At 38.3% G+C, this 25,420-nt stretch carries 27 protein-coding genes and 1 other annotated feature; of the genes, 11 read left to right on the top strand and 16 right to left on the bottom strand.

The window, feature by feature from the left end; genetic code table 11:
• Positions 1-2 precede the first annotated feature (2 nt).
• The 6 genes from AC3II9_RS18390 to hemE form a co-directional block, all read right to left on the bottom strand.
• A complete protein-coding gene (locus tag AC3II9_RS18390) occupies positions 3-1,388 on the bottom strand; it encodes a sensor histidine kinase (protein WP_489157777.1) in 1,386 nt (461 codons plus the stop codon).
• Complete coding sequence (locus AC3II9_RS18385) at positions 1,385-2,077, bottom strand: response regulator transcription factor (protein WP_489157776.1); 693 nt, start codon at positions 2,075-2,077, stop codon at positions 1,385-1,387. Before AC3II9_RS18385 ends, AC3II9_RS18390 begins: the two co-directional genes overlap by 4 nt.
• Complete coding sequence (locus AC3II9_RS18380; RefSeq protein ID WP_489157774.1) at positions 2,074-3,030, bottom strand: YncE family protein; 957 nt, start codon at positions 3,028-3,030, stop codon at positions 2,074-2,076. The genes AC3II9_RS18385 and AC3II9_RS18380 overlap by 4 nt, the downstream gene beginning before the upstream one ends.
• Positions 3,031-3,198: 168 nt before the next feature.
• Complete coding sequence (gene hemY / locus AC3II9_RS18375) at positions 3,199-4,635, bottom strand: protoporphyrinogen oxidase (protein ID WP_489157832.1); 1,437 nt, start codon at positions 4,633-4,635, stop codon at positions 3,199-3,201.
• A 14-nt stretch (positions 4,636-4,649) separates the two neighbouring features.
• Complete coding sequence (hemH, locus tag AC3II9_RS18370) at positions 4,650-5,582, bottom strand: ferrochelatase (RefSeq protein WP_489157772.1); 933 nt, start codon at positions 5,580-5,582, stop codon at positions 4,650-4,652.
• A 153-nt stretch (positions 5,583-5,735) separates the two neighbouring features.
• Complete coding sequence (hemE, locus tag AC3II9_RS18365) at positions 5,736-6,785, bottom strand: uroporphyrinogen decarboxylase (protein WP_391371484.1); 1,050 nt, start codon at positions 6,783-6,785, stop codon at positions 5,736-5,738.
• Between the two features lie 205 nt (positions 6,786-6,990).
• On the opposite strand from hemE, the gene AC3II9_RS18360 reads away from it, so the two are divergent.
• Positions 6,991-7,500: an antibiotic biosynthesis monooxygenase family protein gene (locus tag AC3II9_RS18360; protein WP_489157770.1), complete on the top strand. Its 510-nt coding sequence runs from the start codon at positions 6,991-6,993 to the stop codon at positions 7,498-7,500.
• Between the two features lie 71 nt (positions 7,501-7,571).
• Here AC3II9_RS18360 and AC3II9_RS18355 read toward each other — a convergent pair whose 3' ends face one another.
• On the bottom strand, positions 7,572-8,774 hold the full coding sequence (locus tag AC3II9_RS18355; RefSeq protein WP_489157768.1) for an ABC transporter permease: 1,203 nt from the start codon (positions 8,772-8,774) through the stop codon (positions 7,572-7,574).
• Positions 8,767-9,507 carry an ABC transporter ATP-binding protein gene (locus tag AC3II9_RS18350; protein ID WP_489157766.1) on the bottom strand — a complete coding sequence of 247 codons (741 nt, stop codon included), beginning with the start codon at positions 9,505-9,507 and terminating at the stop codon, positions 8,767-8,769. The genes AC3II9_RS18355 and AC3II9_RS18350 overlap by 8 nt, the downstream gene beginning before the upstream one ends.
• A 101-nt stretch (positions 9,508-9,608) precedes the next feature.
• Between AC3II9_RS18350 and AC3II9_RS18345 the strand changes: the two genes are divergently transcribed.
• The 6 genes from AC3II9_RS18345 (at position 9,609) to AC3II9_RS18320 (ending at position 12,914) form a co-directional block, all read left to right on the top strand.
• Entirely contained in the window at positions 9,609-10,022 is a 414-nt protein-coding gene (locus AC3II9_RS18345) for an HIT family protein (RefSeq protein ID WP_489157764.1), read from the top strand.
• A 233-nt stretch (positions 10,023-10,255) separates the two neighbouring features.
• Positions 10,256-10,789, top strand: a complete 534-nt coding sequence (locus tag AC3II9_RS18340; RefSeq protein ID WP_489157762.1) for a tryptophan transporter — start codon at positions 10,256-10,258, stop codon at positions 10,787-10,789.
• A 149-nt stretch (positions 10,790-10,938) separates the two neighbouring features.
• Positions 10,939-11,301, top strand: coding sequence for a YtxH domain-containing protein (locus AC3II9_RS18335; RefSeq protein WP_489157760.1), 363 nt, complete (start codon positions 10,939-10,941; stop codon positions 11,299-11,301).
• A gap of 190 nt (positions 11,302-11,491) precedes the next feature.
• The gene (locus AC3II9_RS18330; RefSeq protein WP_489157831.1) at positions 11,492-12,052 is read left to right on the top strand and encodes an HTH-type transcriptional regulator Hpr; all 561 of its coding nucleotides are present in this window, start codon (positions 11,492-11,494) and stop codon (positions 12,050-12,052) included.
• 62 nt (positions 12,053-12,114) lie between these two features.
• A complete protein-coding gene (locus tag AC3II9_RS18325; RefSeq protein WP_489157759.1) occupies positions 12,115-12,681 on the top strand; it encodes a DUF3267 domain-containing protein in 567 nt (188 codons plus the stop codon).
• 47 nt (positions 12,682-12,728) lie between these two features.
• Positions 12,729-12,914, top strand: a complete 186-nt coding sequence (locus tag AC3II9_RS18320; RefSeq protein ID WP_391371501.1) for a hypothetical protein — start codon at positions 12,729-12,731, stop codon at positions 12,912-12,914.
• Positions 12,915-12,953: 39 nt separating this feature from the next.
• Here the strand turns inward: AC3II9_RS18320 and AC3II9_RS18315 are convergent, their stop codons facing one another.
• On the bottom strand, positions 12,954-13,061 hold the full coding sequence (locus AC3II9_RS18315; protein WP_391371504.1) for a YjcZ family sporulation protein: 108 nt from the start codon (positions 13,059-13,061) through the stop codon (positions 12,954-12,956).
• Positions 13,062-13,207: 146 nt separating this feature from the next.
• Here AC3II9_RS18315 and AC3II9_RS18310 point away from each other — a divergent pair, with 146 nt between their 5' ends.
• Positions 13,208-14,047: a peptidylprolyl isomerase gene (locus tag AC3II9_RS18310; protein WP_489157757.1), complete on the top strand. Its 840-nt coding sequence runs from the start codon at positions 13,208-13,210 to the stop codon at positions 14,045-14,047.
• 169 nt (positions 14,048-14,216) lie between these two features.
• On the opposite strand, the gene AC3II9_RS18305 is transcribed toward AC3II9_RS18310, so the two are convergent.
• From AC3II9_RS18305 to AC3II9_RS18295, 3 genes are all read right to left on the bottom strand, one after another.
• Positions 14,217-14,555, bottom strand: a complete 339-nt coding sequence (locus AC3II9_RS18305) for a zinc ribbon domain-containing protein YjdM (protein ID WP_489157755.1) — start codon at positions 14,553-14,555, stop codon at positions 14,217-14,219.
• A gap of 815 nt (positions 14,556-15,370) precedes the next feature.
• Positions 15,371-15,946, bottom strand: coding sequence for a TetR/AcrR family transcriptional regulator (locus tag AC3II9_RS18300; RefSeq protein WP_489157753.1), 576 nt, complete (start codon positions 15,944-15,946; stop codon positions 15,371-15,373).
• A 72-nt stretch (positions 15,947-16,018) separates the two neighbouring features.
• Positions 16,019-16,783, bottom strand: coding sequence for a formate/nitrite transporter family protein (locus tag AC3II9_RS18295; protein ID WP_489157751.1), 765 nt, complete (start codon positions 16,781-16,783; stop codon positions 16,019-16,021).
• A 261-nt stretch (positions 16,784-17,044) separates the two neighbouring features.
• Here AC3II9_RS18295 and serC point away from each other — a divergent pair, with 261 nt between their 5' ends.
• Positions 17,045-18,136, top strand: coding sequence for a 3-phosphoserine/phosphohydroxythreonine transaminase (serC, locus tag AC3II9_RS18290; RefSeq protein WP_489157749.1), 1,092 nt, complete (start codon positions 17,045-17,047; stop codon positions 18,134-18,136).
• A 118-nt stretch (positions 18,137-18,254) separates the two neighbouring features.
• Here the strand turns inward: serC and yhaM are convergent, their stop codons facing one another.
• Positions 18,255-19,190, bottom strand: a complete 936-nt coding sequence (gene yhaM / locus AC3II9_RS18285; RefSeq protein ID WP_489157747.1) for a 3'-5' exoribonuclease YhaM — start codon at positions 19,188-19,190, stop codon at positions 18,255-18,257.
• Positions 19,191-19,458: 268 nt separating this feature from the next.
• On the opposite strand from yhaM, the gene AC3II9_RS18280 reads away from it, so the two are divergent.
• Positions 19,459-19,644 (top strand): YhzD family protein, encoded by a 186-nt coding sequence (locus AC3II9_RS18280; protein ID WP_391371523.1) that lies wholly within the window; start codon positions 19,459-19,461, stop codon positions 19,642-19,644.
• 160 nt (positions 19,645-19,804) lie between these two features.
• On the opposite strand, the gene AC3II9_RS18275 is transcribed toward AC3II9_RS18280, so the two are convergent.
• Positions 19,805-20,587 (bottom strand): enoyl-CoA hydratase, encoded by a 783-nt coding sequence (locus AC3II9_RS18275; protein ID WP_489157745.1) that lies wholly within the window; start codon positions 20,585-20,587, stop codon positions 19,805-19,807.
• 65 nt (positions 20,588-20,652) lie between these two features.
• Positions 20,653-22,299 carry an FAD-binding dehydrogenase gene (locus AC3II9_RS18270; RefSeq protein ID WP_489157743.1) on the bottom strand — a complete coding sequence of 549 codons (1,647 nt, stop codon included), beginning with the start codon at positions 22,297-22,299 and terminating at the stop codon, positions 20,653-20,655.
• Between the two features lie 351 nt (positions 22,300-22,650).
• Positions 22,651-22,897 (top strand) — a binding site (T-box leader).
• A 60-nt stretch (positions 22,898-22,957) separates the two neighbouring features.
• Here AC3II9_RS18270 and serA point away from each other — a divergent pair.
• The gene (serA, locus tag AC3II9_RS18265) at positions 22,958-24,580 is read left to right on the top strand and encodes a phosphoglycerate dehydrogenase (RefSeq protein WP_391371528.1); all 1,623 of its coding nucleotides are present in this window, start codon (positions 22,958-22,960) and stop codon (positions 24,578-24,580) included.
• Positions 24,581-24,641: 61 nt separating this feature from the next.
• Here serA and AC3II9_RS18260 read toward each other — a convergent pair whose 3' ends face one another.
• Positions 24,642-25,355 (bottom strand): YfjL-like protein, encoded by a 714-nt coding sequence (locus tag AC3II9_RS18260; protein ID WP_489157741.1) that lies wholly within the window; start codon positions 25,353-25,355, stop codon positions 24,642-24,644.
• Between the last annotated feature and the right edge of the window lie 65 nt (positions 25,356-25,420).

Raw genomic sequence — 25,420 nt, 5'->3', positions numbered from 1 at the left:
CCTTATTCCTCCATTAACGGTATTTGGACCGTTACCACCGTTCCTTCTCCAACTTTACTTTCGATGTGTAATGTCCCTTGATGTTGTTTTACAAGTTTATCAACAATGGATAGGCCTAGTCCACTGCCCCCATCCACTCTACTACGTGCTTTATTAACACGGTAAAAACGCTCTGTAATTTTCGGTAAATCCTCTTGCGGTATACCGATCCCTTTATCGATAACCTTCATAACGGCCATCTTTTCATGGGCCCTCGCTTCCACTCGTACTGTCTTCTTTTCATCCGAATAGCGAATAGCATTTTCTAATAAGTTAATTAAAATTTGTTTGAGCTTTTCTTCATCCGCTTCCACAATTAATTCTTCATCTGCTTCTAGCATAATGTCAATTTGCTTTTCTTTCGCCTTTACGTGAATAATTTGAATGGCATCCCGTAATGTTTCAGCCAATACAATTGGATACATTTCAACTGCCTGTTCAGCCTCCACATGAACTAATTGCATCAGTTCATTCGTTAAGCGCTCCATTCGATTCGCTTCTCTCGCAATAAGGCGAATAGCCTCTTCTTTTTGTTCCCCTTCAATAAATCCATTTTGAATCGACTCACTGTACCCTTTTACATAACTAATTGGTGTACGAAGCTCATGTGAAACGGTTGCTAAAAACGTCTTTTTCTCTTCATCTTCCTGTTGGATGGCCTGTGCCATATGGTTAAACGCATTTGATAGCTGACCGATTTCATCTTTGGATGTTACGGAAACCCGCGCTGTATAATCGCCTGTTGACATTTGCTGCACTGCTTGCTGTAATTCATGCAGAGGGCGCATAATATGACGCAGTGCCTTAAAAACAAAATACCCAATGACAATGGCAAATACGACAACACAAGCAATTAAAAAGAGTACTTCCTCTTTGGCTAATTCACTAATTTTCGCTAATGGATAATATAAATATAAAATGCCTTCTAATCGGTTTTCATCTGTAAATGGAAAAATAACGGAAATAATTTGGCGTTCAAATCGTTCTTCATAACCAATTTTTATGATCGCTTGTCCTGCTAGCAGTTGTTGGCGCTCATCTGGCCCGATGAGTGTTTCGTAATCAATATCAAATGGGACACAAGCACTTAGTTCACGTGGATTACGTACAGCAAAAACATTAAAGTTCCCATAGCTATTATGCTCCTCAATTTCAGCAATTAGCTCATCTGTTACTTGGCCACCTTTATATTTGGTCACTAGCCGTTCGCCATATTCAATCATAGAAGCTTCTGTATCTTCTACGTAGAGCTGTTCATATAAAAAATCAGTTAACAAATACATAAACGCAATGGTGATGACTAAAAAAACAACAATTAATACCCATATTTTTCGTGCAAATGTGATCATTTACGTTTTTCAAAGCGATAACCGATACCCCAAACCGTTTGGATATATTCGCTTGCTTCCTTTGATTGTTTGCCCAGTTTTAAACGTAATGTTTTAATATGTGTGTCCACCGTCCGTGTTCCCCCACCGTAATCAATGTCCCAAATTCGTTCGAGCAGTTGTTCTCTTGAATAGACATTATCAGGGTTTTGCATAAACAAATACAATAACTCGTACTCCTTGAGCGTTAAAGGGACATGCACATCATTTACCATAACTTTACGCGATATTTCATCTAACTTAATACAGCCACGTGTTACTATTTTCTGCTCCACCTCATACATTAATCGCCCTGTACGACGAAGAACAGCATGAAGACGGGCTACTAATTCACTTGCTGTAAACGGCTTAATAATGTAGTCATCACCGCCAATTGTTAATCCTTTTACTTTATCTTCATTAGCATCACGTGCCGTTAAAAAAATGATAGGTACATCTGAAGTAAAGCGAATCTTTGTACATACTTGGAAACCATCTTCTTCTGGCATCATCACGTCCAGCAATACAATATCGACTTCTTCTCTTGTTAAAATTTCATAAGCATCTGCCCCATTTGCTGCGGTTAATGTACGGAAATTTGATTTTAATAGCATCACTTCGATTAAATTACGCATATCTAGTTCATCGTCCACAATAAGTACGGTCGTCATGTTGTCCCCTCCCTTACTAGCAATTGAAATGGTCCCTTGTTCGTTTGTACTTTTTTAATAACTTGTTGGTCTTCTAAAAAATAAACGGTTTGATCGTCATAACCTGCTACGACTATAAAATTCATAAAATGTTGCACGGCAAAAGGATTAGCACCCACTTTTTGTTGCCATAAAATTTCACCGTCTATATCGGCCACATATAACATGCTCTCGCCGTGACTAATAACAGCGACTTCATCACCTTTTTTAGCAATTCCAACCGGCATGAGCGGCATACTAATGGGCGTTTGTTTTTCTCCTGTCGTTAAATCATAGACATCTATCGTTTCATTTGGTTTACTGCCTTCACCGTGTCCACCAATCCAAAGCTTGTTTTGTTGTTCGAGAATGGCAATGCCGTGCGAGGATTTAGCAATGTCCCATTCATCTACTACAGTAAACGCTTCAATATCTAGCACGGATAAAACAGTATCTTTATAATTGACTACATATAAATAGCCGTTACTAGCAACCATCGACATCGGATAGTTGTATAATTTTTGTTCATGTAATTTTTTTCCTTGTGAGTCATAACTTATAACCGTATTTGTTTTACTGTTTGTCATAAAAAATTGCTCTGACTGATTGTCGTAATAAGCATTTGTCGTGCCTATTCCACATTCGATTGTCGCTACATGTTTACCTGTTGAAATTTCATACAAATGGGCTTCCGTTAGTTCATGCCCATACATAAGCACTCGGTCATGTTGAATGAGCACGCCTCCGGTATAAGCAGATTCAAATTCCCACGTTGTGATGGCATCCCCTTTTTGATCAAAAAACGTTAATGAGGGTTGTAAAATATTGACCGATGCAACGAAAGGCTGATGCGGGTTAACCGGTGTAAATCGCTGCTCATTACAACCAGTTAACAACAATAGGCACATTAATAAGGCAATCATTGACTTATTCATATTCATTCACTCCCATTCAATCGTACTTTACAAATGTGAAATATCAATGAAGTATGTACGGTAAAATTGTGAACTTCAATAATCTAAACTTTATCCTAGTTAATCGCAATTACACCTCAACGTAATTGTATCCAAAAGATAAAAAAACTGCACAATAGATACGTGTATCTACTGTACAGTTTGTCGTTCAAATAGTGTATTGAGCATTTCTTGTGCGGTTTGTCGACCTTGTTCGATACAATCAGGTACACTAATGCCTTCATAGGAACTCCCAACCAATTTCACCTGTGGAAATTGATTATACAATTCAGCTTTTAATTGCTTTAGACGCTCATCATGCCCCACTGTATATTGAGGCATTGCCTGCTTCCAGCGTGTCACCATTGTAAATAGTGGGTTTCCTTGTAGATCGATTGCTTTCCGTAAATCAGCTAACACAATCCGCTCAATTTCACTATCTGACAACTCGACAATCGTTTCGTCACCGACACGCCCAATATAAACACGCAACAAATCGTAGCCTTCTGGTGCAACATTATCCCACTTTCGGTTACTCCACGTACAAGACGTAATCGCTAAATCACTATTGCGTGATACGAAAAAGTTTAACGCTTTTTTATATTTTTTCAGTTCTTCCTGCTTAAATGCCATCGTCACTGTAGCAATTGTCGCATAATTCATATTCGGTAAATGTTGCATTACATTCTGCTTCTTAAATACTGATTTAGCTACATTAAACGGTGTCGTCATAATGACGGCATCTGCCTGTATCGGCGAAATATTATTGAGCTCAATTTTCAACTGCCCATTTTGAATAGAATCAATTGCCTCTACTTTGACACCTTTTAAAATGGTACTAGTAGGCGCTAGCTTTTCCTCTAACTTTTCGATTAACGTCTCAAGCCCTCGTTCAAATGTGCCATAGTGGTTATATTGCTCCTCAAAATGCTTAATGGCAAAATGATTTACTTTTTGCTTTTTCAATCCAAGCAATAAACTCCGATGTTCTTTCTCTAATTGATAAAATTGCGGGAACATCGATTGAATACTCAAATGATCAATATCACCAGCAAACGTTCCCGCCAATAGCGGCTCTACTAAATTTTCCACAACCTCTTTCCCAAAGCGGCGTCTAAAGAAATGACCAATTGGCTCATCGGTCTCTTGAGAAGGTTTTGGAATAAATAAATCACCTGCTGCACGAATTTTACCACTTACAGAAATTAAACCGGTCGTAATGAGTGAGGAGACGTTTGGCGATCCATCAAACAATAAACTGCTCGGTATCGGGTACAAATCTTTGCCAACAGCGACATATGTTTGCCCGTTCTTATTATGCACAAGCTGATCAGCAATCCCCAGTTCCCGTGCTAGTTGATGAACACTACCTTGCTCATCGATAAATGACTCTGGCCCGCGCTCTACTATGAACCCATCCTTGCGTATCGTTTGAATCTTTCCACCAAGGCGAAGAGAAGATTCGACAATAACGACATCAAGCGGATATTGATTTTCTTTTGCGATTTGTTGTAAATAAAACGCTGCTGTTAATCCTGTTATCCCGCCGCCTATGACGACTATCTTCCTTCTCCTCGTCACCCTCATCATCACTTTCTATCTTATTTGGCTAATTTATCGTGAATTGCATCTACCATAGCATCGATGAATAGTGGGTTCGTATTTGGCATTGTTGGACGGTAATAACTTGCGCCAATTTCATCACATACCACTTTACATTCAATATCATTATCGTACAGTACTTCTAAATGTTCTGTTACGAAACCAACCGGTGTATAGATAAATGCTTTATAACCTTTTTGTTCGAATAGTTCTTTTGTTAAATCTTGTACATCTGGTCCTAACCAAGGCTCTGGTGTTTGACCAGCTGATTGCCAACCTACTTCTACATTTTCAATATCAGACGCTTCTTCAATTAGACGCGCCGTTTCAATTAATTGCTCTTCGTATGGGTCACCAGCTAATTTAATTTTCTCTGGTAATGAGTGGTTCGATACGATTAAGCAACAGTTTGCACGTTCTTCTTCCGACATTTTCGCTAATTCACCGTTCACGGCATTTTTCCAGAACTCAATGAATTTTGGTTGTTTGTACCAAGATTCAACAGACGTTAATGTTAAATCGGCACCTAGTTTTTCGATGTGTGCCTGTGCACGACCGTTATACGATTTAATCGAGAATGTAGAGAAGTGTGGTGCTAAAACAATCGATACTGCCTCTTTAATCCCTTCATTCACCATTGCTTCGATTGCATCTTCTACGAATGGTTCAATATGTTTTAAACCGATAAATACTTTGTACTCTACTTCATCCTGCACTTCATTTAAACGTGCACCAAGTGCTTCTGCTTGCGCAACTGTCATTTTAGCAAGCGGTGAAATCCCACCAATCGCACGGTAACGTTCTGTTAAGTCATCGATATGCTCTTGAGATGGCTTACGACCACGACGAATATGTGTATAATAACGCTCGATATCTTCTTCTTTGTATGGCGTTCCGTATGCCATTACTAATAAACCGCGTACTGGTTTCATGAAAGAATCACCTCTGGAATTTTATAAATGTCTTATGTAATCGCACAGTTACACAAGCCCGCCGCATTCGGAAGACATGGTAGCCTAGGCTTATGTTAATGTCCTGCGAAAACTTAATCACTAGTATTATTACCTAGTATACTTAGATTTACCTTATTTCTTTGCCTTCGCTTCACGACTGTATTCATGAATGAATGTTGTTAAACGTTTCAATACAGCTGGATCCACCTCTGGGAAAACGCCGTGTCCTAAGTTAAAGATGTGACCACCCTCGTGGGCAATACCTTGGTCAATAATATCCTTTGCACGTGCTTCTATTACGTTCCAGTCTGCTAATAATAACGTTGGATCTAAGTTCCCCTGCACTGCCTTCGTTACACCGCGTGCCTCTGCCTCACGGATTGGTAAACGCCAATCAAGACCTACTACATCAATCGGTAGCTCATGCCATTCATTCACTAAATGAGAAGCACCTACACCAAATTGAATTAATGGGACATTTAATTGTCGTAGCTCTCCAAAAATACGTGTCATGACGGGTTTAATAAATACACGGTAATCTTCTACATTCAATGCACCAACCCACGAATCAAAAATCTGAATCGCTTTTGCCCCAGCTGCTACTTGCGCTGTAATATCTGCAATAATCATATCGCCCAGCTTGTCCATTAATGCAAACCAAGCTTGCGGTTGTGAAACCATAAATGATTTTGTTTTTGCATAGTTACGAGAAGGTCCGCCTTCGATCATATACGAAGCTAATGTAAATGGTGCACCACCAAAACCAATTAACGGTACGTTTAACTGCTCTTCCGTTAATATTTTAATCGTCTCTAATACATATGGTGTATGCTCTTTTGCATTGAATTCTCCCAATTTTTCAACATCTGCTGCTGAACGAATTGGGTTAGAAATAACAGGACCTACACCTGCTTTAATCTTCACATCGATCCCCATACCTGGTAACGGCGTCACGATGTCTTTATAAAGAATTGCCGCATCTACATCATATTGCTCAACTGGAAGACGTGTTACATATGCACATAGTTCTGGTTGCATTGTAATTTCTTCTAGTGAATATTTTTCTTTAATTTCACGATATTCGGGTTGTGAACGACCTGCCTGACGCATGTACCATACAGGCGTATAGTCTGTTTTCTCGCCACGTGCTGCACGTAACAATGTATCGTTAATTGTTCTCATGAAACGAATACCTTCCCCTCAAATAGTTATTATTTTTTATCTGTAACACTCTTAATATCCGTTATCAATATAAACTGTTCCTTAGCTATTGTATAGTTTTATGCCCTAAATGTCATAAAATTGTTCTTTAATCGATGCTCGACTTTGACAAATACGTTTCAATCGCTCTTTAATAGAAATAACTATTGATTAAAGGGGGATGAACATGAATTTTTATTTAACATCGGGGACGCCGGAGTTTATGGAACGTTTACTCACAAAATATGCAAAGGAAAAGATGATTTTATTACACGGACAAGGCAACTCTGTCGTCATGCACGAATCCGAAAAAAAGTCCGTTTTCGCAACACCACGCCGTTTTGAAGTAATCGACGGAGCAGGTCACTTTGAGCAACGCGGCTTTGTCGCCATGCAAAATGTACCTGTCATGGAGGAATCGCGCCCACTTTTTGAAGAACGCATTATCAAGGCCATCGCTCACCTAAAGCAAGATACATCGTGCATCGCCTACCGCGTATTACGTCCGATCAAAGCAGAAACATATGTTGTTGTCACACAATGGGCAGGACCTGCGTCATTTGAAGTATGGACAAAATCCAACGCCTTTCATGCGGAACTAGCACAGCTACTCGATTCATCTAGCTCGCCAACCCAAACTTTCTTTACTTCCAAAACTTATACGACAACCTTTACTGCACCGCAATTGGAACAATAAAGGGCTATCCAATTATGGATAGCCCTCCGACTGTTGACAATCACTTTCATCCCCGTAGCAAAGAGCGCGTCTCAAAGAGAATTTTCAGACGTACCCTTCGTTAACCGTAACGTTAATTCACTCACTATAAGAATAATGAGTGGAATAAAAAGGAAGAGTGACTGCGTCATGCCACAAACAGTTACAATAATCGCTTGAATGATCATAAAGAAGCGTAGTAATGTTTCAACCGCATGGCCACGTTGCTTGAACGGTACAGGGTATAACATATCCATTCGAAACTCCCCTGATGATAGCAGGGCATATTTCAATTGAAGTGTTGTGGCAAACGATAAAGCACCTACTACAATCCAAGTCACAACAGGAATATCCACAAATGCCACGATGACTGCTGAAATAACTGTTAAACGTACCCATAAATAAAAATAATCATCCGTTCGAACGAATGTACGGAATACTAAATAGTGTTGTGTCTTTTCCTTCTTAAACGGAATCCATGCGTACACAAAATCAAGCCATGCCCGGCGGCGAATCGAGCCTCGTAAATGTGGTACATCCGTAAAGTAATTGGCAAAACGATAAAAACGCATCATACGATTTTGTTCTAACTTTACAAAGTGTTCATACGGTACAGGTTCATCGGCTACACGTTTTATTAATAATACATGATAGGCAATGACGATGATCAAAAGAATCACACCTAGCACCAATCCACTCGTTAAGATGCTATGAATGATTAAAATTGACATGATCATACGTGCAATGCGGTCAATCCATATCAATTGTCCACGGTTACTATAGCGATAATTAAATTCCATTTGCACATTTAAATATTTCAACAGCATAATGACAAAAAGACCTATCCAAATTTGACTTACTGGTAGCGCTGTCACCGTATTTAATAGCGGAATCGCTACAATATAAGTCGCTATAGAAAGCAACACTTGCGATATAAATGTCCAGTTCAGCGCCTTTTTAAAATAAATTGACATTTTTGTCTCAAGGGGCAATAAATACACTTGATCTGGCTCGCGGATAAGGGTTGTCGGGGCACTAAACGCTAAAATGATTCCAACAAGAACGGCGACAAGCCATTCAGCTGGAAAATCGTTCGGTGCTACTTTTAACCACTCACTATATTGATAACCACCTGCTCCGACGACAAATACAAGGACAATGGCTATATGTCCCGTAAAAACGAAGCGCATATATTTTTGTACTTCACCTATATAATGGAGAAATCGCTTTGACCAAATATTTTGCATACTATTCACCTGCTTGTTCCTTCGTCATCGCAATGTACAAATCATCGAGTGTTGCATGTGGCATCTGAAACGCACGGCGCAGGTCATCCATCGTTCCTTGTGCACGCACACGCCCTTCATGTAGCAAAATAATGCGATCACAATACTTTTCTGCTGTCGATAAAATATGCGTTGACATTAAAATGGAAGCACCTTCTCGTTTTTTCATATCCATTTGATCTAACAATGATTGAATGCCGAGTGGATCGAGGCCAACAAATGGTTCGTCGATAATATACAAACTTGGATTCACTAAAAATGCACTCATAATCATTACCTTTTGACGCATTCCTTTAGAGAAATGTGATGGGAACCAATTCAGGCGTTTTTCCATTCGAAACTCTTTTAATAGTTTGTCTGACCGTTCTGCTAATGTCTTTTCATCAATCCCATAAGCCATTGCGGTTAAAGCTAAATGTTCTTTTAATGTTAACTCTTCATATAAAACAGGCGTCTCTGGAATGTATGAAAAGCTAGAACGGTATGTGTCCATATTTTCCTTTAACGTCACGCCATTTAAACGAATTTCGCCTTCACGCGGTAGCAGCGTGCCGATAATATGCTTAATCGTCGTACTTTTGCCAGCACCGTTTAATCCAATTAGACCAACAAGCTCGCCTTTTTCAATCGTAAATGATAAATCTTTAATCACAGGCTTTCTCGTATAGCCGCCTGACACATTAGATACTTGTAAAATCGTCATAATGTCACTCCTATTCTTGTCCTTAGTTTATCAAAAAGTTGGAAAACATTCAGTGTACATATGTTAAAATAGATGAAAATAGATGGAAAGGATGTTTTGAAATGAGCGATTGCCTATTTTGTAAAATTATCAATGGAGACATTCCAAGTTCGAAAGTATACGAAGACGAGCACGTATACGCATTTATGGACATTATGCCTTTAACGAAGGGCCATACGCTACTTATTCCAAAAACACATTGTCAAGACCTGTTTGAAATGCCACAAGATGTGGCCGCTAACCTTTACAAAGCAGCACCAAAAGTAGCCAATGCCATCAAGAAAGCATTCAATCCAGTTGGACTTAATACAGTCAATAATAACGGTGCCGCAGCTGGTCAAACTGTATTCCACTACCATTTACATTTAATTCCTCGTTACGACGAAACAGATGGATTACACTTACAATGGAATACAAAAAAATTCGAAATGAACGAATTAGCAAGCTTTGCACAAGCTATTCAAGAAAATATTTAAGAGAACACTGCACGTAGATTACAGGAAAAATAAAGTGTATCTACGTGTTTTCACTACAAATTTTACCGAAGCAGTTAAGTTAAGCCTATTATTTTAGCTATTTTCAGAAAAAATAGCTAGAGTCATTGATTTTTCAGCAATTCAGACGTAAAATTCAGTATAAGTTTTCGCTAATGGCAATGAGTGCACATTAGGAGAACAAAAGATTAGAAAGTTTAGAGGAGACGAGAAAAATGAATACGAAGAACTTAGTTTTAATGGCGCTTTTAGTCGGTGTAGGTGCAGCACTTTATGTTATAACACCTGGATTAGTACAAGGGATGAAGCCTGACTTCATGTTAACGATGATGTTTATTGGCATTTTACTATTCCCTTCTGTAAAAGAAACATTCTTATTATCTATAACGACTGGTGTTTTATCAGGATTGTTTACAACATTCCCTGGTGGCTTTATTCCGAACATAGTTGATAAAGCGGTTACTGGCTTTGCATTTTTAATTGTGTTATTAATTATTAAAAAGTTAGCAAGTAATATGGTTGTATCAGCTATTTTAGTTGGACTAGGAACGGTATTATCAGGAGTAGTTTTCTTATCGGTAGCATTATTTGTTATCGGCTCAGATGTAGGTGCTACATTCGCTGTATTATTTGCTGGGGTTGTATTACCTGCTATCGCATTTAACGTAGTAGCTTTCCTGATTATTTATCCTATCGTAACAAATCTAGTAAAGCGCTCACGATTCAAAACTTCAGTATCTCAAGCTTAAACTGAAAAAGGAGCTGCGAATTTCCGTAGCTTCTTTTTATTTTGTTATTTTTCGTTTCATGTTTTAATTAAGAATACGGGTGGGAAATCTACTTGTATGTGTATAAAATGCTCTATCATTATCTATGTTATGTTAAAGGGGTTGGCAAAATGAAGGCAAAAACATTTTTCACGGGAGTAGGCTTCGGACTTGTTACAGGTATGGTAGCAACAATCATAACAGCTCCTCAGGCTGGTAAACAATTACGCTCTACTATTATACGTAATGCTACAACATTCAAAGATCAACTTATTGATGTAAAAAATGAAACAAGTAACGTAAAACAATCTATCATTACTTTTACAGAAGAAACAAAAAATAATATGCCTAAAATAATAAATGAATTAAAAGAGACGATTGTAACATTTAAAAACGAGATCGAACCTGAAACAGAAAAACTAAAACAAGAAATCGAAAATTTACAGAATTCCATTAACGAAATCGAGAAAAATATTCCTCAACCTAGAAAATAAAGAATAATATACACTACGACACTCATATATCAAAAGTCCTACAAAAAGGGATTGTTTTTTGTGTTTTTCACTAGTTTTTATCCAAAAACTTGTAATTTTAAATCACATTTCAATTATTTAATTTTTCCAACTTTAAACTTTTTTCTTTTACTGCTATAATATTTTCAAAACGCTATGAAAGAAGAAGGTGATTGCAGTGTCTGAAGGATTATACACAATGAAAGAGGCTATGTTATATAGTCAACGCATTGCTCAGCTATCTAAAGCTCTTTGGAAAGCTGTCGAAAAAGACTGGCAAACTTGGATTAAACCTTACGACTTAAACATTAATGAACATCATATTTTATGGATTTCATTCCATTTAAAAGGTGCTTCTATTTCTGATGTTGCAAAGTTTGGTGTAATGCATGTATCAACAGCGTTTAACTTCTCTAAAAAATTAGAAGAACGCGGACTATTAAAGTTTTCAAAACGTGATGATGATAAACGAAACACATATGTAGAACTAACAGAAGCAGGTAATTCATTAATCCTTCGAATGTATGAGCATTATCATGATACACAACATGCGATTATCGATGGCTCATTGCCACTAAAAGAATTATACGGACGCTTCCCTGAGTTTTTAGATGTTATGGCGGTCATTCGTAATATTTACGGCGAAGACTTTATTGATATTTTTGAACGTTCATTTGATGACTTTAAAGAAAGTTTAGATCACGCACAGGCGCAAGCTTCCATTACACAATAACCAACGAAAAGGGTGTATAAGCTACGTACACTCTTTTTAATTTTTATTAATGAGGTACATTTATGAACTGTATTAAAACCATTAACATCGAATATGAATATGGAACAACACGGCTTTTTTTATTGACTAGCTTAACGTTTGTCATCGTTTTTTGCCTATCTTATGCGCTAACAAGCTTTCGATATAGTAGTCCCCATTCAGATGCCTATTTCTTGCGTTTTATGTTCGCCTTCATTCTGCTGTATCCAATGCACAAACTTATTCATTATTTTTCGCTGTTTAATTATCGAAAATCGCTGTCATATGGCTTAAAGATTAAATATACATTTATCCCTATTTTGCATATGCGCATAACAGGAACGATCCCAAAAAATCGTTATCTCTTTACATTAGTTACGCCCTTTTTTGTCTTAAATACTTTTTTTGTTTTAGGCGCAATCAAATGGCCTCAGTTTTCACATTATTTTTGCTTATCATTAGCATTTCATTGTAGTATTTGTTTACTTGATTTATTGTTTGTAAAAGATATATGGCGAGCACCTAAAAATGCTATAATCGAGGAAACACCTAAAGGGTATGAAATCTTAATTCCAACATATATGAACGATAGCTCACACTTGTCTCACTAATAGGTCATTTGATATTCTGAAAGAAGTGATAGAGGGGAGGAATAGAATTGCTACTCTTAATCGTAGTGCTATTCTCGGTATTTTATTTATTTCAAATTAATCGCATGACATACGCACTATGTGTACGTCGCGAAATTCCCGAAGAACGACACCCCAAAATTTTCCGCACGATTAATGTGCTCATTACCATTTTATTAGTATCGTTTTATGTGGAAGTGTTATTTTCAGTATAAAAAGCGAAATCCGTTAGACGGATTTCGCTTTTTTATTGATTAATAAAGAAACGCAGCTCCTACAATGATCAATAAGATAAATAGAACTACGATTAAAGCAAATCCTGAGCCATAACCGCCGCCGTTGCCGTAGCCTCCACCGCTCATATCCTGCCACCTCCCTTACTACCCTTTATGCTATGCTCCGATGAACATTACGAATAGGCAATCGACAGGTGGAACCGTTTAGTTTTTTTTTCGTTTATGTTATAGTAACTAATGCATTGTAAAAAATAGTTAGGAGAGTTTCGTTTATGAAAAAGACAGTTTTTGCTTTGACACTAGCAGCCTCTATCGGCTTAGCTGCATGTAGTAATCCTGGTGATGAGGTAGTTGTATCTACAGCATCGGGTGACATTACACAAGATGAATTTTATGCTGAAATCAAAAAATTAGCTGGGGCTCCATTACTTGAACAAGTGGTCGTCAATAAAATTTTAAATGACAAATACAAAGTGACAGATGAAGAGATTCAAGCTGAATATGATGCAATTAAAGAACAGTACGGTGACCAATTCCAAATGGCTTTAGCATCGAGCGGTTTAACAGAAGAAACGTTCAAGCAAAATATCCGTTTCCAATTATTACAAGAAAAAGCGTTAGAGGAAGTAAAGGTAACGGACGAAGACATTCAAGCTTACTATGACCAAGCCAAATACGAATTAAACGCTCGTCATATTTTAGTCGAAACTGAAGAAGAAGCAAAGGCGATTGTCGAAGAATTAAAAAATGGGGCGGACTTCGCTGAAGTGGCAAAAGAAAAATCAAAAGACGGTTCTGCTGCAGAAGGTGGCAATTTAGGTTGGTTTACAGTTGGAAAAATGGTGCCTGAATTTAACGACGCCGCTTATGCACTGGAGTTAAATACCGTATCTGAGCCAGTAAAATCACAGTTCGGTTACCATATTATCGAAGTAACGGACAAGCGTGAAATAGAAGGCTACGGTACGTTAGAAGAGAAAAAAGAAGAAATTACTCCAATTGTAGAAGAGCTGAAAAAGAATTGGGAAACAATTGAAGCTCAGTTAATTGAAGAAGCGAAAATAGAAGTAAAAGATGCTGACTTAAAAGACGCATTCCAATCTCAAAAGTAATAATATAAATCAAAATGGGGTGTCCAGAAAGTAAAAACTTTCTGGACACCCCTTTACTTCTTAATAATTATCCATTAAGAAATATTGCTCCTGTGGTGGTCACATCAAAATGCCACCATCCTCGTCGCAAAAGAGCCGTCTCAAAATGTCTTTTCAGACGGCTCTTTTTTTAGATTTTCTTTACAAACTCAGACTTTAACTTCATCGCACCGAAGCCATCGATTTTGCAGTCAATATTGTGGTCGCCTTCTACTAAACGGATACCTTTTACTTTCGTACCTTGTTTTAGATTCTGCGAGCTACCTTTCACCTTTAAATCTTTGATCACTGTAACGGTGTCGCCATCTTGAAGTAAGTTGCCGTTTGCATCACGTACAACTAAGCCCTCTTCTGTAACTTCTTCTGTTGTCATAGGCCATTCATGAGCACATTCAGGGCATACGTAATTCACGCCATCCTCGTATGTGTATTCAGAATTACATTTTGGACAGTTTGGTAAATTAGCCATACTTTTTGAGTTCCTCCTTGTCGCTTGTCCCCTCTATACTGACATAACTTCAGCATTATCACAAGATAGAAAAAATAGTCCCTCATTTACTATATAAACTCATAACGAGTAAATTTACAAACATATATTACCAATTAAGGAACCGTTGATTTCCGCTCCATTCGGCTCGCTTTCCACGGGCATGGCTTCAGCCTCCTCGTTACTCGTACCTCGGTGCTCCTGTCGCTGCGCTTTCGTCGCAAATAAATTTCCTGCGGGGTCTTCAGGCCAACACGATGTTGGTCACGAAGGCGTTGTCACAGGACGTGACGGTTTTAGCCTTCGTTCCTTTATTGCTATTCCCGTAGGAGTCTCGCCGATTCCGCTTCAATCAACGGGCAAGTCATTTTTGATCACGTTTTGCTAAAAAACATGCTTCTATAAAGGAAATATTTTGTTAATCAATACATTTGGTTGAGTACAATAATCAGTTGTTAAAAATAAAGAAAGATTCTCATCCATTTCGGTAGAGGCTGGGCAATTATACATGCAAACGGAAAGAAAATGATTTCTTTTAAAGAAGAGAAATATTTTTCTAGCACATCGAGAAGTATTCACTTTTGCCGTAGCGCGCCATAGCCACAGGAGCCAAGATTTTCTTTGCGACGAAAGCGTAAGCGTCAGGAGCAGGAACAGGAGATCCAAACAGGCCACGCCTGTTTTAGCTCCTGTGTAGGCTGTGGCAAAGCGCGGAGGCTATGATACATGTCTTTTACTATTCAACTGGTATTTTTAGGATGTACTTTTGCTCATTCAGAGTATAAAACTAATTTCCATTAAGCTCCTCTATAAATACCTGTTTTGACAAGTTTTTTTAATGCCGGTAAAAACACTTCATCCGGGACATTCACATGGTTTGGTAAATCAATACTTTGAAAAATAAACGCAATGATAAGTGCATTCGGGATTGTGTCGTCTACTACGCCTTCTTCTTTTCCTTTATTGACCATCGCTTGCAGTGGTGCATACATATCTTGATGGAGCCTACTTAAATGCTCCATCTTGTCCACGATTTCCTGTTTTCCTTTTGGTTCAATGACATGTGCCATTGAAAAAATATGGTGTAAATCCTTTGAACCCAAAATAATATCGAGTACTTCCTCGAGTTGATGCTCAAAAGCTTGCTCGTTATCGACAGCTGCAAATTGTTGAATCATTTGTTGGATATGCTCCAGCATAAAATCCACGACTAGCTCTTCTTTATTCGTATAATATTTATAAATGGCTGCCCGTGAAACGTTTAACGCTTCTGCCAACAAACTAATATTATACCCTTCATAACCGACCGTTAATAATAGTCGCTCTGTTTCACGGAAGATTTCTGTTGTTGAAAATTTTCTTTCTCTAGCCAAAGCATTCACCTCAATAAGCGTTCTCTAAATGCCTTGATTATAACATTATTCATTACAATTGATACATGACTGTCACTTTCGCACTTGGCTGTACCAAAATGCACAGCCGATGAAAACAGCTCCACCAATAGCATTCCCAATAGATACAGGAATTAAATTATGTATAAGCCCACTAAGTGATACAAGCTCTCCATGCGGAATCATCAACGCAAGAGAAAACAATGTCATATTGGCTACACTGTGCTCAAAACCAGCTGTAATAAACGGATAAATACAACAAAAAATCAACAAAATTTTCGCTGCCTCATTCTTCACTTTATAACAGCTCCAAACTGCCATACAAACAAGGATATTACATAAAATACCTCGAAACAGAAGTTCAGTAAAAGGAATATTCATCTTAATCCCTGCAATTTTTTCGATATAGGCACCTGTTTCACCACTTGCTAAACCTGCCATAAAAAAGAGCCACGCAACAATAAACGAACCAATAAAGTTCCCTATCCAGCTAACCAACCATACTTTCCCTAAATCGCCCCAGGTCGTTTGTTTTTCAAGCGCCCCTATTGTCATGACTAAATTATTACCTGTATACAAATCAGCACCACCAAGCATGACCATGCTGAGTGCTACACCAAATGAAATTCCCTGTATGATTTTCATGCTTGGTTCCCCTACTGGATCGAGCAAGCCCCCAACCGTGACTAACAAAATCATCCCGAAACCAACAAATATCCCACCAAGCATTGTCAAAAATAAATACCCTAGTTTATTATGCCCCCACGTCATCTTTTTCATCTTCGCTGCGGCACTAAGCGCTTCTAATGTTTCTTTCATCTTCTCACTTCCCGCACTATTTTTTATAATGATTGCACTACTTATTCGTCAATTATAACAATTAAGTGAACAATCGCATTTGTTTTTGTAAATAAATCGTAATATTTCACCCTAAAAACGAACATTCATAACTAAGTAAGCGCTATTAGTACGGTTTTTTCTTTATTTTTTGCTTTTCACCCAAAATTATTATCAATTTTGCCATTTATTTTTGAAAACAATATATTATAATGGAGAAATAAACTTTAAGGAGTGTTCCACATGAATACAACGACTAAACGTGCTTACAATTTCAACGCTGGTCCATCTGCTTTACCACTAGAAGTATTGGAAGTTGCTCAAAAAGAATTACTAGATTTCCAAAACACAGGTATGTCATTAATGGAAATGAGTCACCGCAGTGCGACATTCGAAGAAGTACATAACGGTGCAATCGAGCGTCTACGCAAAATTTATAACATTCCAGAAAACTACGAAGTGCTATTCTTACAAGGTGGTGCTAGCCTTCAATTCACAATGATTCCGATGAACTTCTTACAGCAAGATCAAACGGCTAGCTATGTATTAACAGGTTCTTGGTCTGAAAAAGCGCTAAAAGAAGCAAAGCTATTCGGTAACGTAAAAGAAGTAGCTTCAACTAAAGAAAATAAGTATAAAAACATCCCAACGGCTATTAGCGTAGATGACACAGATGCATACTTACACATTACATCAAACAACACAATTTACGGTACACAGTGGAAAGTATTCCCTGAGACTGGCAATGTACCTTTAGTAGCGGACATGTCTTCTGATATCCTTTCTAAACCAGTAGATGTTTCTAAATTCGGTATTATCTATGCCGGTGCTCAGAAAAACTTAGGTCCATCTGGTGTAACAGTTGTGATTATCCGTAAAGACTTATTAGAAAAAGCGAATACGAATATTCCGACAATGTTAAAATATACAACACATGCGGATAACAACTCTTTATACAACACACCACCAACATTCGGTATTTATATGTTAGGTGAAGTATTAAAATGGGTTGAAAATCAAGGCGGCTTAGAAAAAATCGCACAAAACAACGAAGAAAAAGCAGCATTAATTTATGACGTAATCGACAACTCAAACGGCTTCTACTACGGTCATGCAGAAGAAGGCTCTCGTTCACTAATGAACATTACATTCCGCGTAGCTGACGAAGAATTAGAGAAAAAATTCTTAGCTGAAGCAAAAGCGGCTGGCTTTGTTGGCTTAAACGGTCACCGTTCTGTAGGTGGTTGCCGTGCGTCTACTTACAACGCTGTACCACGCGAAGCTTGCCAAGCGCTTGCTGACTTCATGGTAAAATTCCAACAAGACAATCAATAACGTATGTTAAACCTCAAAGGCAATGCCTTTGAGGTTTATTTTTTATGATGCTGCACGCTGTATGTTCTTTTCTTATGCAAAAAAATGACTGAGGGGTCTATCATCCCCCTCAGCCATTTTAAATAGTTGGCTTATAAAATGAGCGGTTATCTAGCGGGAATAGTCGCTCTGTAAATTCGCCCGGCTTCGTCTTTTCAAGTGCTCGTGTTAACATATTCATTTTTGCATCAATATTATCGATATAATGAATGATTTCCGCCTCTTGAATCATTGGCTTTTTCGGACTACCCCATTCTTCTTTTCCATGATGCGATAATACAATATGTTGCAATAGCATGACTTCTTCGCCTTCAATATTTAATTCCTTTGCTGTTTGACCGATTTCATCGACCATGATGGTAATATGCCCAAGCAAATTACCTTCCACTGTATACGCTGTGCCAACAGGTCCTGTTAATTCAATCACCTTACCGATATCATGTAAAATGATGCCCGCATACATTAAATCGCGGTTTAATGTTGGGTATAAATCACAAATCGCTTGACTTAAACGAAGCATCGATACAACATGATCTAATAAACCTGATGCATAATCATGATGGTTTTTCGATGCTGCCGGGAAAATTAATAAACTCTCTTGATGCTTTTTAATAATATGGCGTGTGATACGTGAAATATTTGGGTTTTTAATTTCAAAGAAAAATTGTGTTAAGTCTTCAAACATCTGCTCTTTTGGGATCGCAGCTGTTGGCAATAAATCGCTAATTTGTACCCCTTCATCTGGACGGGCTACACGAATTTGTTTAATACGTAGTTGGTTTTTCCCACGATAATCATGGATTTCTCCACCTACTCGTACAATCGCTTGTGCACAGTACATTTGCTCATGCTCTTCATTTGTATCCCAAAGTTTCGCCTCTATGTCACCACTACGATCTTGTAAAATAAGTGACATAAATGGTTTTCCTACCGTTGTCACACCTTTTTTCGCTTCTTTAATTAATAAATATTGATCTACTTGCTCCCCTACTTGGAGTTTCGTAATTCCTTTCACGAACAATCGCTCCTTTACTAACTGTCCTACCCTATCCCTTTGTATTGTATCACGCTTAGATCAGCATTTTCGATTGAAAAGGGTTATTTGCACAAATTTGAAATTTGCTCTAGCGGGGTACAAGTAAAAAGGATTAAAAATAATAAAGCATATTTGTCATAGACATGTAATATTTTAGAAAATCTTAAAAGCTATGTAATCCGTTTCGTGAATTATCAAACTATTTCATGTATAATAGAGTTATATTTCATAATAAAGGGTGGTTAAAATGGAGAATTATCGCTTCACTGCATTCGAAAAAACTGGGGAAACATTGTTCGATGAAGTATGGAATTTTGATAGTGATGAAACGGCTAAAATCGAAGGACAAAAGAAAATCGAAGAAAAAGGTGTCGCTGAAAAAACACACCGCCTAGTAAACACAACTGGAAAATTAATTTTGTTCCATGTGTAAAGCTATAAATGCGATTACACATAGGTGGACATCCATGAAACTTATACTTTTCTATCTGCCAAAAAAGGGCATCTCCCATACATGAGAGATGCCCTTAGACTGTTGACAAACGCTTTCAAGACAGTATGTCGTTTTTACGTTTCACCTAAAAATAAAGTCGTTAATTCCCTGTAAATTCCGGTGTACGTTTTTCGACAAATGCCTGAATACCTTCAAGATGATCTTTTGTTTGGCGCATCGCTGTTTGCCCCTTTGTTTCTCCTGCTAAAATCGCTTCAAGCTCCGGCAATTTAGCATCATGTAAAATCTTCTTCGTTTCGATCATCGCAGCAATCGGCGAGGCGAGTAGCTTCCCAACAATTTGATCAACCGTCGCTGCTGCCGTTCCTGTTGGCACATTGTAATCAATTAACCCCAGTTCTAATGCTTCTTGACCATTTAACACTTTACCTTCCCAAATCATTTGCTTCGCTTTTGGTGTACCGACGCGCTCTTTCATAAAGAAGTGACCGCCTCCATCTGGTATTAATCCAATACCGATAAAGTTCATTGCTAACTTACTCGATTCCTCAGCAACAACAATATCACTTCCTAAAGCAATGCTAAAGCCAAGCCCCGCTGAAGCACCATGAATTTGTGCAATTGTAATGATTGGCAATGTATAATATGCACGGACTAATCGCGAAACGTCGTCCATAATTCCACCAAAATCTGCGAAATCTGTAGAAGAGACCATCATTTTTACATCGCCACCTGCTGAAAATACTTTCCCTTCGCCTTTAATGACAAGTACTTGTATGCCTTTTTCATTATGTAGCGCTTCAAAGCAATCCGCTAGCTCATGCATCATCTTCGAATCCATTGCATTCATCGCGTTTGGACGATTTAGCGTTAGCACTGCTTTACGCTCTAAAATTTCTAATTTAATTGTTTCATAATCCATCTTTAACACCCCTTTTCAAAAATGAACACTCATTCATTAAGTTCGACATTTGCTCGAAAAACCCTTTATTTACTTAAATATTTTCCAACCTGTAATCCTGTAAACAGACAACCTCCCACAAACGTCCCTTCAAGCGAGCGGTAACCGTGCATACCACCCCCACCAAATCCACATACTTCCCCTACTGCAAATAAGCCTGGCACACAGTCACCAGCATCATTTAAAACAGCACCGTTTAAATTCGTTTGCAACCCACCTAATGTTTTACGGGTCAAAATATTAAGACGAACTGCAATTAATGGACCTGCCTGTGGATCTAAAATTTTGTGCGGTTTTGCAACTCGAATGAACTTATCACCGATATACTTTCTTGCGCCGTGAATCGCTGTTACTTGTGCGTCTTTCGTAAATGTATTGTCAATTTCACGATCCCGCGCCAAAATTTGCTCTTTTATATGCATAAAGTCGAGTAACTCATTACCGACTAACCCATTCATCCCTTCTACTAATTCTTTTAAACTATGAGCAATCACAAAATCTTCGCCGTATTCTTTAAATGCTTGCACTGGTCGAGGCGGCCCAGGAAGCACACGTTTTAATACATCTCGAATGCTTTTCTTTGTAAGGTCCGGATTTTGCTCAGAACCGGATAATGCAAATTCTTTTTCAATCATTTTTTCAGTTAAAATAAACCACGAATAGTCATAGCCTGTTTTTTGAATCGCTTCAAGTGTGCTAAGGGTATCGAAGCCTGGAAAATTAGGTGCAGTAAAGCGATTTCCTTCAGCATCGAACCACATGGAAGAAGGTCCTGGTAAAATGCGAATGCCGTGGTTCTTCCATATCGGGTTCCAATTTTTTAACCCCTCTGTATAATGCCACATACGGTCTCGATTAACGATTCGACCACCGATACCTTCTGCAATTTCTAGCATACTCCCATCAACATACGCAGGAACACCTGACACCATTCGTTCTGGTGGAGTCCCTAGTCTAGCTGGCCAATTTTTTTTAACAAGCTCTAAGTTTGCGCCAATTCCACCACTTGCAATAACAACTGCATCAGCTCGGTATTCAAAATCCCCCACTTCAACGCGAGAGCTTTCCTTGCCACGTTCAATATGGCTAGGCTCTAATACTTTTCCTTGAATGCCTACAACTACGCCATTTTCTGTTATTAACGCTGTTACCTTATGTCGAGGTTTATAATCGATTAAACCGCTTGTTATAGCCTCTAACACCTTATTAGCAAATGGTTCAACAAGTCCTGGTCCGGTTCCCCACGTAATATGAAAACGTGGAACTGAATTTCCATGTCCACCAGCTAAGCTCCCTCCTCGCTCAGCCCAGCCAACAATCGGAAAAAAATGAATTCCTTTTGATTTGAGCCAACTATACTTTTCACCTGCCGCAAAATCAACATAAGCCTTTGCCCACTTATATCCCCACGTATCTTCATCCTCTAAGCGGTCAAATCCTGCTGTCCCTACCCAATCTTGCCACGCTAAATCCTTACTATCTTTAATACCAAGACGCCGCTGTTCCGGTGAATCTACTAAAAACACTCCACCGAATGACCAAAATGCTTGTCCCCCCACCGAGTTCATTGGTTCTTGATCAATAAGTAACACTTTCTTCTTCGCGTCAATTAGCTCACAGGTTGTAGTAAGTCCTGCTAACCCTGCTCCAATCACAATAACGTCATATTTCATACAAACAGCCCCCTTTGTATTTCGTTCATTGTTACATTCGAGTTATATCAATAGTTCCCCTTCTAATCTTGTCAAAACTGTGTCAAAATGAAAATGTTCGTTTTACTATTAAACTACTAACAAACATGCATTTTTAAATTTTCTGCAAATTCAATAGTATCAATGTTTTCATATATCGGTAACGCTTACATGAAACCCCTAAAAACACGAACATTACACAACACCAAACCTAATTTCATTCGTAATTAATTCATATTTAGACAGTACACATTACTTTTTCTTTATTTTTTTTAGAAAAAATATTGACAGAAGTGAACAATCGGGATTATGATGTTTACAAAATTAATCACGCAAAATATTAGGACGGAGACACGCTCATCGTAATTCTTTCTTTAGAGAGCTGATGGTTGGTGCAAATCAGTGTAAGATTCGAATCGAGTTCAACTCCCGAATAGATAGGCGGAAATTGAGTATGCCTATACGTCACATGCACGTTACGCATTTGGTAAAGGTTGTATATAACATTTTTTAATGTTCCTTACAACGAAAAAGGGTGGTACCGCGTAAGCCTGGTCATTAACAGTCTTTCGCCCCTTACATAATGATGTAAGGGACGAAAGGCTTTTTATTTTACATTTTAAGGGAGCGAAACATTCAAATGGCAACAGAAACAATTGAAAAAGCAACAAAAACAATTAACGTATTTATCGCAGATCCACTTAGTGAAGATGGTATCCAACCACTTCGCCAAGAAACAGGTTTAGACTTAAACATCATTATTGATACTGGTTTAGCACCAGAGCAATTAAAAGCTAAAATTGCTGATGTACATGTGTTATTAGTACGTTCTCAAACAACTGTGACACGTGAAATTATCGAAGCTGCTAAAAATTTAAAATTAATCGGACGTGCTGGTGTAGGTGTAGATAACATCGACCTTACTGCTGCAACTGAACACGGTATTATCGTTGTTAACGCGCCAGATGGTAATACAAACTCAGCTGCTGAACATACAATTGCAATGATGACATCTTTAGCACGTCACATTCCACAAGCATTCAACACACTTAAAAACGGAAAATGGGATCGTAAATCTTACGTAGGTGTGGAACTTAAAAACAAAACTTTAGGCGTTGTCGGCTTTGGTCGTATCGGTGTTGAAGTAGCATACCGCGCAAAAGGCTCTCGTATGAACGTAATGGCTTATGACCCATTCTTATCTGAAGAGCGCGCACAAGAGCTAGGTGTAACAAAAGCAACTGTTGAAGAAATTTGCCAAGCTGCTGACTTCATTACAGTACACACACCATTATTACCAGAAACACGTAACTTAATTAACAAAGAAAAATTCGCGATGATGAAAGACGGCGTACGCATTATCAACTGTGCACGTGGTGGTATCATTAACGAGGACGATTTATACGATGCAATCGTAGAAGGTAAAGTAGCAGGTGCTGCACTTGACGTATTCGTGGAAGAGCCAGCAACTGATCACAAATTACTTACTTTACCACAAGTAATCGCAACACCTCACTTAGGTGCATCTACTATCGAAGCACAAGAGTCTGTAGCGGTTGACGTATCTAACGACATTATCAAGTTCTTTAAAACAGGTACAGTTACAAACCCAGTAAACATGCCTTCTATTCCAAAAGAAAAGCTTGCTGAAGTTGAACCATTCTTCGCATTAGCTGAAAAACTTGGTAAATTCTTAATCCAAGTATCTGAAGGTACTGTAAAAGAATTAAACATCTCTTATGCTGGCGAAGTAGCAAACTACGATGTTCGCCCATTAACAGCAAACGCTATTAAAGGATTATTATCAACAAACCATGGTACACATGTAAACGATGTAAACGCTCGTTACCTTGCTGAACGCGTTGGCATCAAAATTAACGAACATAAAACAACAACTGCTAAAGGCTTCACAAACTTAGTAACAGTTGAAGTCAAAACAGAAAAAGAAACACACTCTGTAGCAGGTACTTTACTAAACGGCTTAGGTGCTCGTATTGTAAAAGTAGAAGGCTTCGTAGTAGACGTAGTACCAACTGGTAACTTCTTATACATCAAAAACACTGACAAACCAGGTGCAATTGGCCGCGTAGCTACGAAATTAGCTGAGAGCCAAGTGAACATCGCAACGATGCAAGTAGGTCGTGACGAGGTTGGCGGTTCTGCAGTTATGATGCTTGGTATTGACAACGCTGTAACACCACAAGATTTAGCAGCAGTTGCTACACTTGAAAACATCGACGAAGTAAAAGCAATCACTCTTTAATAGATTAAAGTAAACTGAGGCTGTCTAAGTCATTTTCTATGACTTAGACAGCCTCCTTCTATTACTGAATATTTGCTAATGTTACCTTCTGCTTAGGCGTAAATTCCACACGATATCGCCCTTCATAATAAATTGGTGCATAGCCCTCTTTACTGCCATCACGATTATCCATTTCCTCCGTCACATAAACATAGGCCTCTTCATAATTTAAATCACTATCATTTAATACCTTTTGCAATTGCTGCACTTGCTTTAAAAGCTGTTCTGGCGTTTGTTCAGAGTACGTTACATCGAATGAAACCGTTGCGTTGAATAGCAGATTGATGCTTGGCGTCCATTCAGGATATAGCTCTTTATAGCCTTTGGGCAATTCAATATCATATGCATGCGTTTCAACCCATCCCAAATCCTTTGTTACATCCTGCAAATAACGTGCACCTTCCATGCACCATTGCTCCGAAGCTTCAAAATCGAGCTGTTCCCAATGTAGCTGTGTATACGTTATTTCCTTTGGCCAAATGCCGTAGCCCACATTAATAAAGTATTTCCATACTCGCTCGTCTGTTTGGTAGTCAAACTCAAAGCTATATGAGCCATCTTTAAAATTGAATGTGCCCTCCCCTATGCTATAATTTCCTTCTCGAAAACGCTCTTCTACGTATTGCTTCACCGTTGATTCCGCTACTTTTTTGGATACGACGTTTCCGTTAAAGCTCGTATAAATAAATAGTACGACTACTAAAATAATAAATGTACCTGTAAAATGGCTCTTCACCAAAACATGTGCTTGACTAAGAGCCCTACTGAATCCATTCGGCATTGCATTCTAGTAAAATCGTC

It is taken from the genome of Lysinibacillus sp. RU7, from assembly GCF_057837305.1.
The sequence above is the reverse complement of the archived record's forward strand: the minus strand, read 5'-3'. Positions and strand labels throughout refer to the sequence as shown.